16 protein-coding genes are annotated in these 16,717 nt (G+C 40.2%); 3 read left to right on the forward strand and 13 right to left on the reverse strand.

Annotated elements, in window-relative coordinates; translation table 11 throughout:
• Positions 1-4: 4 nt before the first annotated feature.
• The 6 genes from FKG96_RS15725 to FKG96_RS15750 form a co-directional block, all read right to left on the reverse strand.
• Positions 5-991, reverse strand: coding sequence for a hypothetical protein (locus FKG96_RS15725; RefSeq protein ID WP_130855976.1), 987 nt, complete (start codon positions 989-991; stop codon positions 5-7).
• Positions 992-1,165: 174 nt separating this feature from the next.
• Positions 1,166-1,762: a hypothetical protein gene (locus FKG96_RS15730; protein ID WP_013666949.1), complete on the reverse strand. Its 597-nt coding sequence runs from the start codon at positions 1,760-1,762 to the stop codon at positions 1,166-1,168.
• A gap of 57 nt (positions 1,763-1,819) precedes the next feature.
• A complete protein-coding gene (locus tag FKG96_RS15735; protein WP_013666950.1) occupies positions 1,820-2,785 on the reverse strand; it encodes a hypothetical protein in 966 nt (321 codons plus the stop codon).
• 14 nt (positions 2,786-2,799) lie between these two features.
• Positions 2,800-3,603: an HmuY family protein gene (locus tag FKG96_RS15740; protein WP_149105706.1), complete on the reverse strand. Its 804-nt coding sequence runs from the start codon at positions 3,601-3,603 to the stop codon at positions 2,800-2,802.
• A 23-nt stretch (positions 3,604-3,626) separates the two neighbouring features.
• The gene (locus tag FKG96_RS15745; protein WP_130855974.1) at positions 3,627-4,385 is read right to left on the reverse strand and encodes an HmuY family protein; all 759 of its coding nucleotides are present in this window, start codon (positions 4,383-4,385) and stop codon (positions 3,627-3,629) included.
• Positions 4,386-4,484: 99 nt separating this feature from the next.
• Complete coding sequence (locus tag FKG96_RS15750) at positions 4,485-6,863, reverse strand: TonB-dependent receptor (RefSeq protein ID WP_130855973.1); 2,379 nt, start codon at positions 6,861-6,863, stop codon at positions 4,485-4,487.
• A 181-nt stretch (positions 6,864-7,044) separates the two neighbouring features.
• Here FKG96_RS15750 and FKG96_RS15755 point away from each other — a divergent pair, with 181 nt between their 5' ends.
• Genes FKG96_RS15755 through FKG96_RS15765 form a run of 3 tightly spaced genes read left to right on the forward strand, consistent with a single transcriptional unit; the run spans position 7,045 to position 9,779 of the window.
• Positions 7,045-7,881, forward strand: coding sequence for a hemin ABC transporter substrate-binding protein (locus tag FKG96_RS15755; RefSeq protein WP_013666954.1), 837 nt, complete (start codon positions 7,045-7,047; stop codon positions 7,879-7,881).
• Between the two features lie 2 nt (positions 7,882-7,883).
• On the forward strand, positions 7,884-8,921 hold the full coding sequence (locus FKG96_RS15760) for an iron ABC transporter permease (protein WP_130855972.1): 1,038 nt from the start codon (positions 7,884-7,886) through the stop codon (positions 8,919-8,921).
• Positions 8,922-8,933: 12 nt separating this feature from the next.
• The gene (locus tag FKG96_RS15765; protein WP_130855971.1) at positions 8,934-9,779 is read left to right on the forward strand and encodes a heme ABC transporter ATP-binding protein; all 846 of its coding nucleotides are present in this window, start codon (positions 8,934-8,936) and stop codon (positions 9,777-9,779) included.
• Here the strand turns inward: FKG96_RS15765 and FKG96_RS15770 are convergent.
• The 7 genes from FKG96_RS15770 to FKG96_RS15800 all read right to left on the reverse strand — a co-directional run bounded on the left by FKG96_RS15770 (position 9,772) and on the right by FKG96_RS15800 (position 16,715).
• Positions 9,772-10,743 carry an AraC family transcriptional regulator gene (locus FKG96_RS15770; RefSeq protein ID WP_130855970.1) on the reverse strand — a complete coding sequence of 324 codons (972 nt, stop codon included), beginning with the start codon at positions 10,741-10,743 and terminating at the stop codon, positions 9,772-9,774. The genes FKG96_RS15765 and FKG96_RS15770 overlap by 8 nt on opposite strands.
• Before the next feature lie 152 nt (positions 10,744-10,895).
• Positions 10,896-11,429: a hypothetical protein gene (locus FKG96_RS15775; protein WP_130855969.1), complete on the reverse strand. Its 534-nt coding sequence runs from the start codon at positions 11,427-11,429 to the stop codon at positions 10,896-10,898.
• A gap of 95 nt (positions 11,430-11,524) precedes the next feature.
• The gene (locus FKG96_RS15780; protein WP_130855968.1) at positions 11,525-12,064 is read right to left on the reverse strand and encodes a cyclopropane-fatty-acyl-phospholipid synthase family protein; all 540 of its coding nucleotides are present in this window, start codon (positions 12,062-12,064) and stop codon (positions 11,525-11,527) included.
• 75 nt (positions 12,065-12,139) lie between these two features.
• A complete protein-coding gene (locus FKG96_RS15785) occupies positions 12,140-13,480 on the reverse strand; it encodes an APC family permease (protein ID WP_130855967.1) in 1,341 nt (446 codons plus the stop codon).
• A 91-nt stretch (positions 13,481-13,571) separates the two neighbouring features.
• Positions 13,572-14,105 carry a hypothetical protein gene (locus FKG96_RS15790; RefSeq protein ID WP_168204566.1) on the reverse strand — a complete coding sequence of 178 codons (534 nt, stop codon included), beginning with the start codon at positions 14,103-14,105 and terminating at the stop codon, positions 13,572-13,574.
• Positions 14,102-15,400, reverse strand: coding sequence for a condensation domain-containing protein (locus FKG96_RS15795; RefSeq protein ID WP_130855965.1), 1,299 nt, complete (start codon positions 15,398-15,400; stop codon positions 14,102-14,104). Before FKG96_RS15795 ends, FKG96_RS15790 begins: the two co-directional genes overlap by 4 nt.
• Complete coding sequence (locus FKG96_RS15800) at positions 15,384-16,715, reverse strand: condensation domain-containing protein (RefSeq protein ID WP_130855964.1); 1,332 nt, start codon at positions 16,713-16,715, stop codon at positions 15,384-15,386. The genes FKG96_RS15795 and FKG96_RS15800 overlap by 17 nt, the downstream gene beginning before the upstream one ends.
• Positions 16,716-16,717 lie beyond the last annotated feature (2 nt).

The raw sequence follows: 16,717 nt of genomic DNA on the forward strand, positions 1-16,717 counted from the left end.
ACTATTACTCTGTCACCGTAAGAGTATTGTTTAAAGAAAGCGTATTAATCGTGTCCGAGAAATAAGGAGTGGACGCATAAATAAATCGCACCGAATGATAGGTGTTTAGTGGGAAATCAACCGGAATTCTTAACGTAATTTCATCGGATGAGACGTTTACTATTTCTACCGGTATATAAGTTCTGGAATTTTGATTATTCAAGAGCAGTTGGGTTACTTTATCTAGGTTTTTCCCCGCCAGCTTGTATTCTTCTCCTCTTTTCAATGTAATGGCTTCGTTTAAGGGTATGTTACTTGGCCGCGGATCTTCAATTACTTCAAAATCTCTTTCTACAGTAATGGTATACGGAGCACTTTCTAATCGAATAGACGTATAGGTGCCGACAGTCATTTCATCTGGAATAGCCCAAATATTTAGCGATGTACTATTGGAAATAGGTACTTCCACTTCTCGCCCATCTGCTGTGAGAAAAAAGACTTTCAGTTGCCCTTCCGTTGTATTGAAATAATCTCCGGCGAAACTAAGCTGATCACCAACTAATATGAAATTTTTATCGTTGTAACTTGTTATGCCACTGAAGTCCGTCACATAAGGTTTCGGTACATTAATGATTCGTTTTAGTTTATATACCTTGGCTGTTCCGTCTTCGGCAGTAACCGTAAAACTTGTACCGTCTGTAAAAGCTATCGGCGTATTGGAGGCAGGTTGTACATTAGCTCGCTCCGATACTGTCACCGTAGGCGTCACGGTTTCGGGAACAGCTTGCTCGGGTGGCCAATAAATAATGATTTCGTTATTGTCAACAGCTGCTTTTAGCACAGCGCCGTTGGCATCGATGATACTGAAATTGATAATCTCCGCATAGGGATAATCTATGTATTCCTTTTTGCACGAAGAAAATGCAATACATATTAAGCTAACAAGACACCAAGGCTTTACGAAATTTTTAAAAGGGTACATTTCTTTTTTACAGCTATATAATGGTTTCATGTAAATGATTGTAAGTCAATTTTTTTTTCATTCTATTCCTTATCTTTGCCTCAATAAATACCATGAACAATCCGGGCATTTATTAAAACTTGCAGGCTTAGCCTGCTAAATACTGCTGAAATAGGGTTTGCACGCGAATGTATGACCCTGTTTCAGTATTTTAAGAAGGGTGTTTTATTTCAATCTTTTAGTGGAGAAATCAACGTCCGTGTGGTAAGGGCCGGTTCCGGTACCTACAATGGAAGTTAACTGCACAACGAAGACCTCAGTTGCGGTGCTCAAATTAGTGTTATTAGCCACTACAGCATAACGATTAGCTACCGGTGTTATAGTCCTGGTGCTTGAGTTATAGTTATACCAGCCGATTACCGCGCCATTGCTTCCTAATGTGGTAACGCTCCAATTGGTTGTACTTAAATTAGCCAATGTTATTGCCGATACGTTGCTTACACTAGGGAGATCTATGTAACCTAAATTATAGCCATTTGCCTCGGTGATATTGCCGTTAAAATTCTGGTTAAATACGACCTCGTTTCCACTGGTGCTAACGGCATTATCGAAAAGGCTATATCCTACATTTCCCCAGCCTGATGCCGAAGGCGTGGTAGCGGTGTTCGTAAAGCCACCCGTTGCAGTTCCTCCAACAGGAATAACCGCCGTTTCTTGTTCTAATGCCAAATTCGGCTCAGCTGTTTCTGATTTATTACAAGCAGTAAATGTTAAAGCTAAAAAGGCGAATGCCGCCATTGATTTTAAGATATTTTGTTTCATTTTTTCTTTTTTAATTAAACTTATATATAACTAATAGGCAATGCCCGGATTGTTTTCTTATTCACTGACAACGGTTATGGGCCAATTCGTGCTGAATGGACTAAAAGTTCCGAAAAATGCTGTCGGATAGTATTGTCCAGGAGGTACACTGTTGGGTACGCGAATCACGGCTTCGGTACGCGTATAGCTTTCGATTGGTAGTAATACCTTTTCGCCATTTACGATAATGCTAAATTCCCGAAAATCGTGGAAGACATTGGAAGTCGTTTTTATGGTGAAATTATCCCCACCCCTTACAGTAATGGTATGATGATCTATAACGGGTTGCTGGTACGTCAACCGTACGGGATACTGACTTTCCGCTGATAAGGCCTGCACCTTAACCTTAACCTTATATAAACCCGTATCTAATGTTTGCGGTATTTGTAAGTTACCGAATGTATAAAGCTTTTCGTTGCCAATTATTGAGACCGTTACGTTGGCAGGACCGATGCCGGTATTGGCAGAAAGTGCGGTTTCTTGTCCTGCTTCGTTCACTAGGTACGCTGAAATCTTGGCTGGATCATTGGTGTTAAAATTGCCACGAAGTACAATGTTAGAAGCTCCTACGCCCCATGCTGTAATAGTCGTTTCACTCGAAAGTTCTTGAATAACTAAGGGAGCAATTTGTTGTAACACAATGATAAGTTTATACGTAGCCGTGCTCTGATCAGCCCCTTTTACGGTATAAGTGATAGAACTGTCCAATACAGCAACAGGCTTTACTTCCTCTTGCAAGCGGGCACCATCGGCTACGGTTATTTCGGGATCGATAACATCTAATTGATAATAAAATGGTAAGTAAACAGTAATCGTTTTATCGCTCTCATCAATTGCTCCTAAAATAGTACCATCTGCTACAGGTACTTTATAGGCTACAATTTTACTGTTGGAAAGTGGAGGAAGATCCGCTGTTTTTGTACAGGCACTGAGGCTTAGAAAAACGATAATAATGAAAAATAGGTTTGCTGACTTTCGTTTCATTTCAAATATATAGATTAGGATTTAATTTCAAAGGTGGTGCTGCCTTTGGGGACAAGAACATACTCAAAGGTGAAAAACATATGGGGAGTGTTTCTAAACCATTTATCAGACGTGAAAGCATCCTGATAACAGCTGATCATTCTGATTTTGGCATAATTACCCTTTGCTGTGCGAATTACGATGGTTCTGGCTTTTACGACTGTTCCATTCGTTAACGTTAAAGGATTACTAAGTGCGTAGGCCACGTGTTGTTTGTCGTAACTTCCATCTCCTACTATTGTTCCACTGAAATCATATAAATACCAGCCTATCCCCTCGCCAAAGTCCCCGGCAATATCGGTGCCCACGATTCCGCTTCCGGTTTTAAATAGATTGTCTGCCGGAATGGTTGTTACTTCGTCAAAGGCTTGTTCAAGTACCAGAATCCCTCCTTGACCGGCACCACCATATCCATTACTAGTGCTGTTTTGACCATTATTAGCACCTAAGAAGCTGTTATACAGGTGGGTGAATGAAACATCCCAACGCTGTGTTTTTGCATAGGTCAGCTGCACTTCTTTCTTATCCTCCAAAGAGAAAAGTACGGCTGTTTTTGCCGAGGTGGGGTTCTCATCGTCTGTTTCCATCGCTAGGTTTTCCACTCGTTGCAAAGTATAAAATGGGACTGTTTCACCAGGCTCCTCTTCTTTCGGTTCTTCCACGGGGCTTGTATTGTCCTTCGAGCAAGATGTGTTTACTAAAGCGATCGTAAATAGAAGACAAAAAATCATGTAGACTATCTGTGATTTACGGTTTAAAGAATATGGTACTTGTATCATACTTTTCTATGTTTTGAAAGTGACTAATTAGTTGTAAGATTTTTACTCCCATCCTCTTGAACAAAATAGCGGAAGGTATAATAAGGTGCCGGCCAGTTCAGATCAGTTACTGATGGCGGATTACCTTTGTATACATTAATAAGCTCAAGCTTGGCGTATTTACCACTGGCAAGACGAATGACATATACCCTGTTCTTAATGGGTACTACCAAATGCGTGTTAAGGCTATAATTGAACCAACCATTCGAATTTTCTCCTGATGCCCAACCGATTTTACCGACCTTACTTTGATTAAATACCTCATCGGATGGGGCTTCGGTTACGGAAGCATAAGGTCGGTCGTACTTTACAACAGCGGTCTGTGTTGCCGGACCTTCAAATCCCGGATTAAATTCGTCACCGGCATTATTGACATAAATCTCGCTATTGTAAGGCCCTGTGAAGGCCAGATCCCATTCGGCTGTTTTAAAATAGCGGGCCGAGTCGGCCGCATCACGTATCCAAATTTGTCTCCTATCCCTTAGACGATAAAGAAAAGTATAAAACGGTCGTTTTTCTTTACCATCCACACCATTCGACATGGATGCATCTGTATCTCCTGCCAGGTCATATATGATTGTACTTTTCCCATCTTCGTAACCTGGAGTTACTGCTTCATCTGTTTTACTGCAGCCACTTATTAACGATAGGCCGATAGCAACACTTAAAAATAATCTTCTATCGGCATCGAATAGCCAGTTTAGGTATCGGAACCACCGGCATCTTGATTTTATTGTTTTCATGTTGTTATTAGTTATTAGTATTCGTTTTAGCCTTTAGTTATTGGCTGTTTGTTATTGGTTAATGATTATCCATATTCATCATTCCTCATTCATAGTTTATCATCCCTCTTTAAAAAATCGATAAGTTACTCCCGCTAACACGACACGGCCTAATTGTCCGGGCATCAGATAATCGGTGTAATTAGCGATGTTTTCGGCTGTGACTTGCAGAGTCAGGTGTTTTTTAAATATCTTTTTCTCAATTGATGCATTGAAGAGCAAAAAACCATTAACAAAAATGTCAAATCGATCGATGTAGTAATTTCCGTTAGCATCTTCAAAAGGATATTTACCTCGATAGTTCAACCTAAAAGTAAGTCCAAGGTCCCAAGGCTGATAGTTATAAAAGACACGGAGATTGGCCATATGTCGTGAGCGATTTTCCAATCCCCAGTAGTCCGAAGTCTCCGAGCGAAAAGTTTCTCCGGTTGTAGGATTGCGAAGAGTGTAATATGGCCAATTTCCCGTTAAAATGCTATCCTTCACGCTTAGGTCTTTGGAAACCAGGTATTGGTAACCTATTGAAAGATCCAAATCCGGTAAAGGTCTATAAGAAAATGAAGCCTCGAAGCCTTTATTGTTAACCTTTGGAAGATTTAAATAGGAATAGATCATTTGTCCATCGCCTGCCGTGGCTACCTGAAAACTGTTGATTTGGTTCTTTATGTGATGGTAAAAACCACTCAGCTCTACCTGCCACGTACTTGAAGGAGCAATTGTCGCAGTCAGGTTGAAAGTATTGCTTTGTTCAGCCTGTAGGCCATCTTGTTGTAATTTATTGAACGTATAATTTCGCAGTTCACTCAGCTGCCCAGCCTCTTGCATGGCCGTTAATTGTGTTCTGGCAATGTCTGCTCCCAATACCGTGTAGCCAACGAGCGGATTAGTGAAAATTTGAAAACGTTGACGAAAATCGGGTGTTTTAAAGCCGGTACCAAAGGCCGCTTTGAGTGTTACAAAGTGAGCAGGAGTATAAGTAATCCCCAGATTAGGATTGAAGCGACCACCATAGTATGCATGATAGTCATAACGACCACCCCCTAAGATTTGTAGATGATTCGTTAACCGCCATTCCGCCTGACCATATACAAACCCATTTTTCATAGAAGGAACATCACCAAGTAATTGATCTTCCATCGTTTCCAGTGTACCGCCAAAGCCACTGGTTAATGATAAATCGGTAATTCTATTATAAGCGAATTGCTGTTCTAAGCGGAAGATGGATTGTGAAAAATTGCTCTGCTCACCCAGTGCGCCGGTATCCCATATGATTTTCGAATGCCAGGTATAATGCGTGAAATAAAAACGGCTGAGGGATTGCAAGCCATTTTGGTAAGAAGTATTTAAATAGGTTGAGGCGTTGATATCGCCCTCATTCATATCATCTTTATAGGTATCACTTCCATATCCACGTGTCATCACCGATTCCCGCAATCCATAACGCCCGCTTGCACCAATGCTCGTGTTCTTACTTAAACGATAACGCACTCGGCCTTGTAAGGTATAATTGTCTGACGGCGGCACGGTAGTACCCCTAGTTTGATACCGACTGTTTACATTGAATCCATCGCTGTGATAGAAATTGGCGGATAAGCTGGCTTCCCCTCGATTGGATGCAAAAGGTGTTTCGCCTTCTAAGGTGGCATCTAGCATATTAAGCGATCCATAACGTAAGGATGCCGCTCCTTGCGTTTGTAGGGCGCCATGGCGAGTCACAATATTGATGGCACCTCCCATTGCCTCACTTCCGAAAAGACAGGATGCGGCTCCTTTGATGATTTCAACACGTTCAATGTTCATTACGCTGATCCGCGACAAATCAAAACTTCCTCCATTACGGCCAACCATAGGCTGTCCATCTATTAAAATCATGACATATTCTGAAGAAAAACCTTGTAACTGAACGCCTACCGAACGGTTTCCCCTGGCAATGTTATTGACGATGGCAATGCCCGTTTGTTCCTTTAATATTTCATCCAATCGTCGACTTCCCATCAATTCAATTTGTCTACGTGTTATAACGGTTACCGGCATGGCCGAATTAATCGTCGAGATAAGGTTATCCTCTTGAATATGCTTATCGGTAACGGCTACTTCATTTAAAGCATGTTCGTCTTTTATTAGTATTATTCTTATATGTGTAGTCTCATTCTCTTTGATGTCTATAGATTGCGTATAGCTTTTATAGCCTATACGGGTAATTGCTAAGGTGTAGGTTCCAGTATATAAATCATTGATTTTAAAGGAACCATCACTCTCTATCGCTATTAAATGATTATCGGGGTTTAAAGTTAAAGTAGCAGCAATAGTTTGTCCCTCTTCGTTAGAAACCGAACCAATTAGCCCCCCTTTGACTTGGCCATATACAACTGAAGGAAACAAGCAAAACATAAACATGTAGAATCTGAGCATTTTTGCCTCAATATTATTTTTAATCATTCTAAATAATGATACAAATGTTGAGATAATCCATTAAAAAGGTTGTATGAGAAACGCCTTATTTTGTATGAATTCCGCCATAAACGGAAGAATGCATTGAATATGAAGCTTTCGTATTTTGTAATTGTTCTAAATAACATTTGTTTTGCGTTGTAATTTTTGCGTGTATTCAATAACATATATGAAAAGAGAATTATTTCTTACTTTTTTAATGGGTTGCATTATTTCTTCCTGTTATGCAATTCCAAACAGGATTATAACACTTAGTGGTGCGCTGACGGAGACTGTAGATGCCTTAGGGCTTGGCGCCAAGCTTGTCGCGACGGATGTGACGAGTATTTATCCAGCTTATGTCAAACAGTTGCCACGGGTCAGTCGGAATCGATCGGTTTCTACGGAGGGTTTATTGTCTTTTGCGCCCGACTTAATACTAGCGCCAAAAGGTCATGTTAGCAAAGAAATACAGCATCAACTGAAAGCCACCGGCATACGTTTAGTTATTTTTGATCAACAGTACAGTTCTCGGGGAGCTATCGAATTTATCCAATCCGTCGCAGACGCACTTGGTATACCTGAAAAGGGAAAGATACTTGCCCAAAAAACTGAAAGGCGACTTCAAGCTGCAATAGCGGCAGTCAAAGCGTCTAAACAAGTGAAAAAGAAAGTGTTATTTATATATGCACGAGGTACGGGTACAATGAGCGTGGCAGGTAAAGGCAGTAGTATTGATGCAATTATCAGATTAGCAGGTGCAGAAAATGCCATTCAAGAATTTTCAGATTTTAAACCTTATACCACAGAAGCTATGGTAAGGGCTAATCCCGATATCATACTGATGTTTGACTTCGGTTTGAGTAGCCTCGGCGGAAAGGCTTCCGTTTTAAAGATGCCAGGCATCAAATTAACCAAGGCCGGTAAGAACGAGCGCATTATTGATATGGATGGTCAACTTCTTACAAACTTTACGGTTCGTTTACCTGACGCGATTTTAGCACTACATAAGGAATTGGTAAAGTGAACATGAGAAAGTCAGTTATATATGCTTTACTGATCAGCGGTCTAGTGTTGATTGTTTTTTTTTCTTTAACACTTGGAGCTTTTCAGATTTCCATGCGTGAAGTGATGACAATCTTGGCTAAGCTGTTAGGTTTTTTCAAAGGACAAGTGGATGCGACCAGTGAAGGCGTTATTTATATTGTCCGACTTCCGCGTTTACTATTGGGACTACTTGTAGGAGCTGCACTTGGTATATCCGGTGCTGCCATTCAGGGGATATTCCGTAATCCACTTGCAGAACCTGGCTTGATAGGCATCTCCGCGGGTGCTTCTCTTATGGCGGTTATTGTCATCACATTGGAATTAAGTTTACTTGCGGGATTAAGTAGTCTGTTTGGATATTATTTATTATCATTCGGAGCCTTTATCGGAGCTGGTGTCGTCGCTTTCATGGTATATAATATAGCACGGACCAACGGTCGTGCCAATGTAGCCACCATGTTACTTGCCGGCATCGCGATTAATGCCTTTGCTACGGCGTTGACTGGGCTAATGACCTATTTGGCGAACGAACAACAATTACGTACCATTACATTTTGGATGCTGGGTAGTTTGGGTGGAGCCACTTGGCAGACAGTGGGGAGTGCTGCTCCTTTCATTCTAATTCCTTTAATTATCTTACCGTTTTTAGGAAAATCATTGAATGCCTTTTCTTTGGGCGAGACACAGGCTAGCATTTTGGGATTAAACCCTAACCGGGTGAAGATGCAAGTGGTGGTGTTGGCCACGATGGCTGTTGGCGCTTCGGTAGCTGTATCCGGAATTATCAGTTTTGTTGGCTTACTCGTGCCGCATATTATTCGTTTAGTGGGGGGAGTTGATCATAAGTTTGTATTACCGGCATCTGCAATATTTGGCGCACTTACTTTGGCCGTAGCGGATGTACTGGCGCGCATTTTAGCGGCTCCGATTGAATTGCCGATTGGCGTAATTACCGCCCTTTTGGGTTCACCTGTTTTCTTGTTTATACTTATTAAAGAGAAGAAAAAACTCTTTAGCTAACATAAATTCATTATGCTTACAGCCACTGCCTTGAACTATAAGGTTGGAAAACATTATTTGCTGCGTGACATCAGCTTTCAGATCCGACCAGGAGAATTACTGGCCGTTCTTGGTGCGAATGGCGCCGGAAAATCGACCTTAATAAATATCCTGAGTGGAGAAAAAAAGCCAACATCAGGTAAGGTCTTACTTTTTGATAAGGAATTGTCATCCTATTTACCGCAAGAACTGGCCAAGAAAAGGACAATTCTCCAGCAACACAATAGTGTACATTTAAACTTCTCAGTTAATGAAGTTCTTCTTATGGGAAGGTATCCACATTTTAGGTTTCGCCCGGATATAAAAGATCTCATTGCTGTGGAGGAAGCGATGGAGGTATGTGGTATCAGCCATCTTGTAGATCGGTCTTATCTATCGCTTTCGGGTGGCGAGCAGCAACGCGTCCAATATGCCCGAGTGCTGTGTCAAATTTGGGATCAACCCGAAAGCCTTTTATTGATGGATGAGCCTGTTGCTGCCTTAGACCCTCAATACCAGCAACAGACAATGGCAATTGCCAGAGCATTTAGCCAACGGGGTTATATGGTTATTGCTGTATTGCATGAAATCAATTTGGCAGCACAATACGCTGATCGTATCCTCATGCTAAAGGGTGGCAGAAAATGGCTGGATGGTACGCCGGTTGAGGTTTTGACACCCAGCCATATTTACGCTATTTTTAGCACGGAAGTTGATGTGATGGTTAATAAAAGAACCTTGCAGCCAATAGTTATTCCAAAACAAATAAATCTTGATATTAACCGTTTCAACTCGCTATTTTATCCAGTTGCGATTGATCATACGGAGGTTACTACCTAATATCACTCGGTGCGATCCCAAAATATTTTTTAAAGGCGGCACTGAAATTCTGTTGATGGTTATATCCGGTTGCATTGGCTACTTCGGCTATACTTTTGCCTTCATCCAGTAAAAGTGACCGGGCTTTTTCCATCCGAACCCTCGTTAAGTAATCATATATGGTAATTGAAAAATAATCTTTAAATGACTGGCGCAGTTTGGATTCACTCATGCCAATCTCTTCAGCTAAGGTCTTTTGCGTTGGAGCTTGTGCGTAGCGTTCGTCTAGAATAGCCCTCGCTTTAAGCAATTTAACAACGTCGTCACTAGCTAATGGTTCTCTTTCTTCTATAAAGCTGTCATTTAGCTGCTCTAGTTGATATACAAGCAGCTCAGATATTTTGGACTCCGTATGGATGCGGCGTAATTCACCGGTACGTTTATTGTCTTTCAGTTCGGATATAACTTTGAGCATTTCATGCGTAACAAACATGTCGTCGTGAGCAAAAGATGTGTATTGCCCCTTATTGATCTTTTGTACAAAATCTTCATGTAAAACGGATTCAGGTGCAATCAGCCTGAAATAAAAATCTTTTGATAAAACAACCAGGAAGTAATCGTATTCAGTACCCGATTGTAGCTCGTAATCTTCTACGAAGGAAGGTATGTAGCGTACATTATGCCGCCCCCTGCCATGAAAAGATGTCTTGATTTTTCTGTTATCCTGATGCCGATAGAATACAAATTGGCTTGTAACGGTTTCGCCTTGAACTTCTGTATGTATGCGAACCGGCCCTTTGAAACTCATTTCGGAATAAAGAATGAATAGACCGCCGGTAGAAAGCTGATAGTTGGCCATATGAATAGGATGGCGTTCTATGACGGTCTTTTTTTCGTTCAGGGGGCTATTTGGAAGACAGGTGTCGGGTATGTCTTCTATAAATAACCAATCCTGTAAGCCTTCAATTCTACTTTTTACAATCATGATTTGGCTATTATTTTCACAAATATAAGCTATTACTTTAATTTATACTTATTCTAAATAATATATTTCATGATTGGTCTTGCCACTAATAAATGCTCTTTGTCGGTTACGACGAGGCTATAGGTCTTGTTTATAAACTGTTTAAAAGGCTATTATTGGTTTTCATTAACTTTTTTCCACCAATGTTGCAGTCTTTTATCCTCAAGATCTTCTTTTTCAGATAAATCGATGCTTTTATTTACCATGTATAGGTTGTTTTCCTGTAGCGTATCGGGTTCCGGAAAAGGAGAACTATAATTTTTGCTTATTTTTATTTTTCCGGTTAGTGACTCAACAGATTGTCCCTGATCATGATCATAAGCAGCTATTCTAAAGGTTGACGGCGCCATTACCTCCAATTTCATTAAGCTTGTATAGATATAAACGGGATACTTTTCTCGATCGATCTTAAAGAACATATCCCCATTTGCTCTCCAGCATTGTACGTTGTCTATAAGGGTATCCTTTAATGTACTCTCTTTATCAATAATATAGAGTATATCGGTGCCGGTTAATTTTTTAATTTGAGCGGGTAATGAGATATCGCCATTTAAACTCGAAATTTTCTCCTGATTGTCATTGGTTGACTGAGTGCATCCATGGGTCAAAATGACTAACAAAAGCAAAAAAAATAGAGAAACTCGCATACTTAATTTGGTTGAATAGTATGCAAAATAGGCAATCAAAATTTGATTGTCAATTTATTTATATTCTTCCTTACAAAAAACTTAAAAGTGTAAAACTATTTGACATCAGGAACTGTCCACAAATAAATAGTTGAGTTACCCACTAGCATTTGTTTATCGGGCTTCCAGTCACCCATATCGAAAGCATGTGAAACAACGCGTGTTCCAGGTTTTAACTGGAGTAATTTTGGACGCAACTTTATATTAACAGAAGGCAATAGATAAAGCGAAACCACCGAAGCCTTACTGAAATCGGCTTTGAACAGATCTTGTTGTAAAAAGGCAACCTTATTCTCCACAGCTGCTTTTTGTGCATTTTCGCGTGCTTCTTGAATACGTTCCGGATCTATATCAATTCCCACAGCTTTGGCGCCGAATTTCTTTGCGGCTGTTACTACTATACGACCGTCCCCACAACCCAAATCATATAACATATCGTTTGGCCCTACATTGGCCAAGGTCAACATCGCTTCCACCACCTCCTGTTTAGTAGGTACGTAGGGAACATCCTTGTCGATCATTTGCTGGGCTTGCATGGTAATTGGAACCATGAATGCCAGCATCAACATACCGTAAAGAACTGTAATTGCCTTCATCTTATTGAATTTTAGTTAACAACTTGATTTTCTTAACGTTTTGAAAAAACAATAGTTTTTATTTTTTCAAAATTGTTACCTTCGAAAAAGACTGAAAACGATAAATCCAATAAATAATACGAATACGCCGAACATAGCCCCCACACCGGTATAGGCTAAGCTGCTATAAAGGAGCAGGGAGCTACTTATACAGAAGATGGCGGGGAGCACCGGATAAAGTGGAACTTTGAATGGGCGTGTTATTTGAGGGTCTTTTTTTCTTAGAATAAATACTGCCACGCCGACTAACAAAAAGAAGAACCAAAAGACGGGTGCCGTGTAGTCAACTATCGTTTCAAAACCTTTCCGAGTCATTAATCCTAACAACACTAAAATAGTAGCGATTATTCCTTGTATTATTAAGGCTTTAACAGGGGTAGACGTTCGATGATTCCACTGGCTCAAACTCTTAAAAAAGGGAAAATCCTGACCGAGTGCATAATTTGAACGAGCTCCTGTAATGATGGTAGCGTTTGCAGAAGTCAATGCGGAGATGGCAACAAGCAGGCCTATAAATTTTGCTGCATTTTCTCCCCATGTAAACCGCATTAAATCGGCTGCGACCGCATCGGAAGAAGCCATTCGTTCGTGTCCTAAGACATAAATAAAGGTGTAATTGACAAGAAGGTAGACAATTGTAATGATCAAAATACTCCAAACCAACGCTTTAGCCATGCCTTTAGCCCCCGTTTTCAATTCAGCCGAAATATAGGCGGCTTCATTCCATCCACCAAAGGTTAATAGTACGAACACCATTGCCATCCCTAAAGAAGAAGAGGTAGATATATCGGATTTAATCGGCAGAGACGACGCTTCTATTGTAGGGGTAACGAACAAACCGACAATGATAATCAATACAATGCCGCCTACTTCCAACAGCGTAAAAAGCTTTTGTGCGATAGCACCAAAAGTGAGCCCCAGTATATTTAGAATGGTTAGTGTTATAACGATCGCAAGGGCATACATTCCTTCAGAATAGGGGCCGATTGTGTAGAATTGCGTTGCATAGTCACCGAAAATAAAAGCAAGTAACGCAATGGATCCTGTTTGAATGACTACCATTCTTGTCCATGCAAATAAAAAGGCAAGAGGTTTTCCGTATGCACGGTATAAAAAATGATAATCGCCCCCTGTATGCGGATAGGTAGCACACAATTCTGCATAGCTCAATGCTCCTATAAGGGAAACCGCTCCTCCTACTAACCAGGTAAGAAGAAATAAGGTGTCATTGCTTGTATTGAGTGCCACCAACGAAGGTGTTTTAAATACGCCGGCTCCGATCACAATTCCCACGATGAGCGCGACCGCGTCTACCGTGCCGAGCGTTTTTCGGGGCTTGTCATTTAAGCTGGCATTTTCTATTGATTTCCAGGGCACGTATTAGACAAATTAAAGAGTATAAACCATATAAGCCTCTGCTTTAATACAAACTTTGCTTGCCAATTGTTTTTAGAAGTAAAGAAAGCCTCTATTGACCTTTTATTTCCGTATCGGATTTTTGTATTAGCGAATTCAGTTTATGGGTACTCCAAAAAGTGTAGTAAACGGCTATCAGACAAGCAAAAACTGCATTAAAACAAGCCAGTAGCGCACCGTCAAAGGTATACTTTGGAGGGACGATATAGTGGATAAACAGTAATCCAATAAAGGTAATTGCTAATGACGTTAAACCATTGTAAAGTCCTAATCGTAAAAACAAAGAGGTGTTTAAGCTATCTAATTTTCCTTCCAGGCCCAAGGGAGTAGCTACTATAAATTCAGTCGCCTTTTTCAGAAAATCAACGGTAATCGCCAACGGAATAAATAAAGCCATGGGTAATATAAATCGAGCGAAGCAGAACTCTCCTTTAAAAAGTGCAACAGAAGCAGGATTCTCAAAACTATAATAAGGAATGAAACCGTTGAATACTAAATTAGGTAACATATACCAAATAAGCTTTTTGCGAATGAATATTCGGATTGCTTTATATTCACTTATTTTTTTTGCTGGATGCGTCGTCATGAATTAACCGTATTAATTGGTGTAGGGATCGTCTCTTCTTCTATTAGACTGCTGAGTTTTTGTATTGCCCGTTCTAAAAATTGATTCGCATCCTTTTGGGGTAACACTGCGTCATTTGAAGTAAATGTTATATCTAAAACGTTGTTATATGTGCTCATTACCATCGTGTTCGGGTTTTTCCATGGGAATGCTACAGTCGGACTGTAGATTTGTTCAACCGTGAACTTGTCAAAATGTGAGGGGATCGCTAGATTGCCCATGTTAGAGAAGGTAAAATCATGTGAGCCTTCGTTTACTCGTAAATGATTTAATAGTTTGAGAACGATGGATTGAAAATGTGCATTTATGTAGGCAACTTCATTAGCATTGATTTTGGTTAAACCGACTTGTAACTGTTGCTTTAGATCTTTAGCATGCTCCCAAACGGATGTATTTTTGCTACTTTTAAGGTCAACAATTGGCGCAAAAGCAAAAAGCTGGTCCTCTTTTAAACTAGTTATATATTTTCTGATGTCTACAGGGCATATTAATTTCCCTTTTGGTTTGGGAAAAGCGTGCGCTCCAACATCAAAAAATACCGCCGACATTAATGTATATAAAGAAACCTGGTTCTTTTTACAACAAGTAAGGAGCTTTCGGGTATCAACTGATGAAAAGCGGTGGCGCACCATATAGGTGTTATTCAAGTCAATTGTTTTGCTCTTATCCAGCTGCTTTGGTAAAAATAGATGGGCAGCGCACTTTCCTATCAAAGCTTTCAAATTTAGTTGGACTCTTCTGATAGTGGATAATTTATGCGACACCAAATCATTTCCAACCAAGGCTTGTGATTCACCGATATCCTTGCTAACGTCATCCAGCAAAAGAAGGAACTCTCGTAAAACGGCCGTAATGCTAACACCATCCGCTATGCAGTGTGGACAAATAAGTATAAAATCCGACGTCGGATTGCCGCGTATCCATATTAATTTAGCAAGTGGGCCTTGACTTACATTGAAATAGTCTTGCCAGCTTTTCTTAATTAAATTTAACCATTGAGTTTCATTGAACCGATCATATATCGTGATCGGAATAACCGGTGCATTTTCCGGTAAAATAAACGATGGATACCCATTTACCTGTTTAATGACGGCACGTAAAAGTGGATGCTTTTGTTGAAGTTTATTGAGTGCCGCTTGGATTTGGTCCTGATTGAACAAACCGTTTAAGCTAAATGGAAAAATGCAATTGATGGCTTCTGTTTCGGCCACATACATGATCCGCTCTCCAACAGATAATCTACGTTGTGTTATCATGGTTTTTCTTTGCTGAGGTTATTAATAAAATCATCTCATTTCGTACAAATTCAATAATGCTTTTTGCTTTTTCTTGAGGTAAAAAGCCTTCATTTGATACGAAGGAAAAGTCCAATTCATCATTAAAGGTTGAGCAGATAATGGTAGAAGGATTAGCAAAAGGACCAATTACCATAGGGCTAAACACTGTTTCCAACGAGAAATTTTGATATTCATTTTGTAATGGTATTCTTCCAATATTTGAAAACATAAGGTCATTTCCAACCTTTCCGTAAGTCAGCATTTTTATCATGCGGGGCAGAGCGCTATGTAATTTTTCGAAGGTCATTAGAAACTCGTAAGGTTTTAATGCCTTTATTTGTTTATCCACCACGGTCTGAAGTATTTGTGCTTCAGGCCAGAATGATTTATGGTTCGCCTTTTTATTGGTTAATGTCAGTACCATCCCGAAAGAGAAGAGCTGATTTTCTCTTATTTGTTTAGCAAACTTCCTGATATCTACGGGACAGGAAATTTTGTTTTTTGACTCTGGTCCAGCCACTTTTTCATAAGCTTTAAGCAGGAGCAAGCCAATTGCAGTATTTACCGTAACGCCGTGTTTTTTACATATGGAAACCCAGATTGAGGTGCTTTCACGATCTAATTTTGAATGGAGCAAATAATCCCGGCTTCTGGTTAAGGTGCCACTGTTCTTGGTAGAAGTAAAGATAGCCGATATAGATAAAGCGGTTTTCAGAAGACCGGACAAACAGGAGGTTTTTACTTGATTGATCTTACTTTTACGAACTTCTATAGGGATGATATCATCGATTCGCAGCAATCGGTTTTGCTTGTCAATATTTGATTCTTTGCCATCGAGAAAAGTCAGCAATTCACGTATTAAAAGTACGCCTCCTCCGCCATCGCATATGCAATGATGGAAAGACAGAATAAGATCTGAAGTTACATGGTTCGACAAACAGCTAACATGAAACATAGGCCCTTTCACGACGTCAAATTTAAGTCTAAGTCCCGCCAACGCTTCCTCCTGCCATTGATTGGCATGTTGCCACTCTTTTACAGTCAATGGAATAGGACTAATGGTGTCAGGGATGAAAAAATAGGGTTTTGGTGATGTAATCTCTGCGATTGCCATTTGAAGCTGAAGGTATTTAGCTTGCAATTTGGCTAAGGCTGCGGCCAAAGATTCATGTTCTATTTTACCTTTCAACCTAATAGCGAATACGCCATTAAATGGTTCAGTTCCATCTCCAACCAGCGTTCGTTCTAAAAAAAGAAGCGGTCGTTCTTTCCTATATACGTTAATATCCGGCATGG

The sequence above is a fragment of the Olivibacter sp. LS-1 genome (assembly GCF_008245145.1).
In the GTDB taxonomy this organism is placed as follows: Bacteria; Bacteroidota; Bacteroidia; order Sphingobacteriales; family Sphingobacteriaceae; genus Olivibacter; species Olivibacter oleidegradans.

Coding starts and splice junctions, on each gene's coding strand:
- FKG96_RS15770 (WP_130855970.1), bottom strand. CDS start 10,743: ATGATTGTAAAAAGTAGAATTGAAGGCTTACAGGATTGGTTATTTATA.
- FKG96_RS15745 (WP_130855974.1), bottom strand. CDS start 4,385: ATGAAAACAATAAAATCAAGATGCCGGTGGTTCCGATACCTAAACTGG.
- FKG96_RS15725 (WP_130855976.1), bottom strand. CDS start 991: ATGAAACCATTATATAGCTGTAAAAAAGAAATGTACCCTTTTAAAAAT.
- FKG96_RS15790 (WP_168204566.1), bottom strand. CDS start 14,105: ATGACGACGCATCCAGCAAAAAAAATAAGTGAATATAAAGCAATCCGA.
- FKG96_RS15765 (WP_130855971.1), top strand. CDS start 8,934: ATGCTTACAGCCACTGCCTTGAACTATAAGGTTGGAAAACATTATTTG.
- FKG96_RS15760 (WP_130855972.1), top strand. CDS start 7,884: ATGAGAAAGTCAGTTATATATGCTTTACTGATCAGCGGTCTAGTGTTG.
- FKG96_RS15795 (WP_130855965.1), bottom strand. CDS start 15,400: ATGATAACACAACGTAGATTATCTGTTGGAGAGCGGATCATGTATGTG.
- FKG96_RS15740 (WP_149105706.1), bottom strand. CDS start 3,603: ATGATACAAGTACCATATTCTTTAAACCGTAAATCACAGATAGTCTAC.
- FKG96_RS15775 (WP_130855969.1), bottom strand. CDS start 11,429: ATGCGAGTTTCTCTATTTTTTTTGCTTTTGTTAGTCATTTTGACCCAT.
- FKG96_RS15755 (WP_013666954.1), top strand. CDS start 7,045: ATGAAAAGAGAATTATTTCTTACTTTTTTAATGGGTTGCATTATTTCT.
- FKG96_RS15735 (WP_013666950.1), bottom strand. CDS start 2,785: ATGAAACGAAAGTCAGCAAACCTATTTTTCATTATTATCGTTTTTCTA.
- FKG96_RS15730 (WP_013666949.1), bottom strand. CDS start 1,762: ATGAAACAAAATATCTTAAAATCAATGGCGGCATTCGCCTTTTTAGCT.
- FKG96_RS15750 (WP_130855973.1), bottom strand. CDS start 6,863: ATGATTAAAAATAATATTGAGGCAAAAATGCTCAGATTCTACATGTTT.
- FKG96_RS15800 (WP_130855964.1), bottom strand. CDS start 16,715: ATGCCGGATATTAACGTATATAGGAAAGAACGACCGCTTCTTTTTTTA.
- FKG96_RS15780 (WP_130855968.1), bottom strand. CDS start 12,064: ATGAAGGCAATTACAGTTCTTTACGGTATGTTGATGCTGGCATTCATG.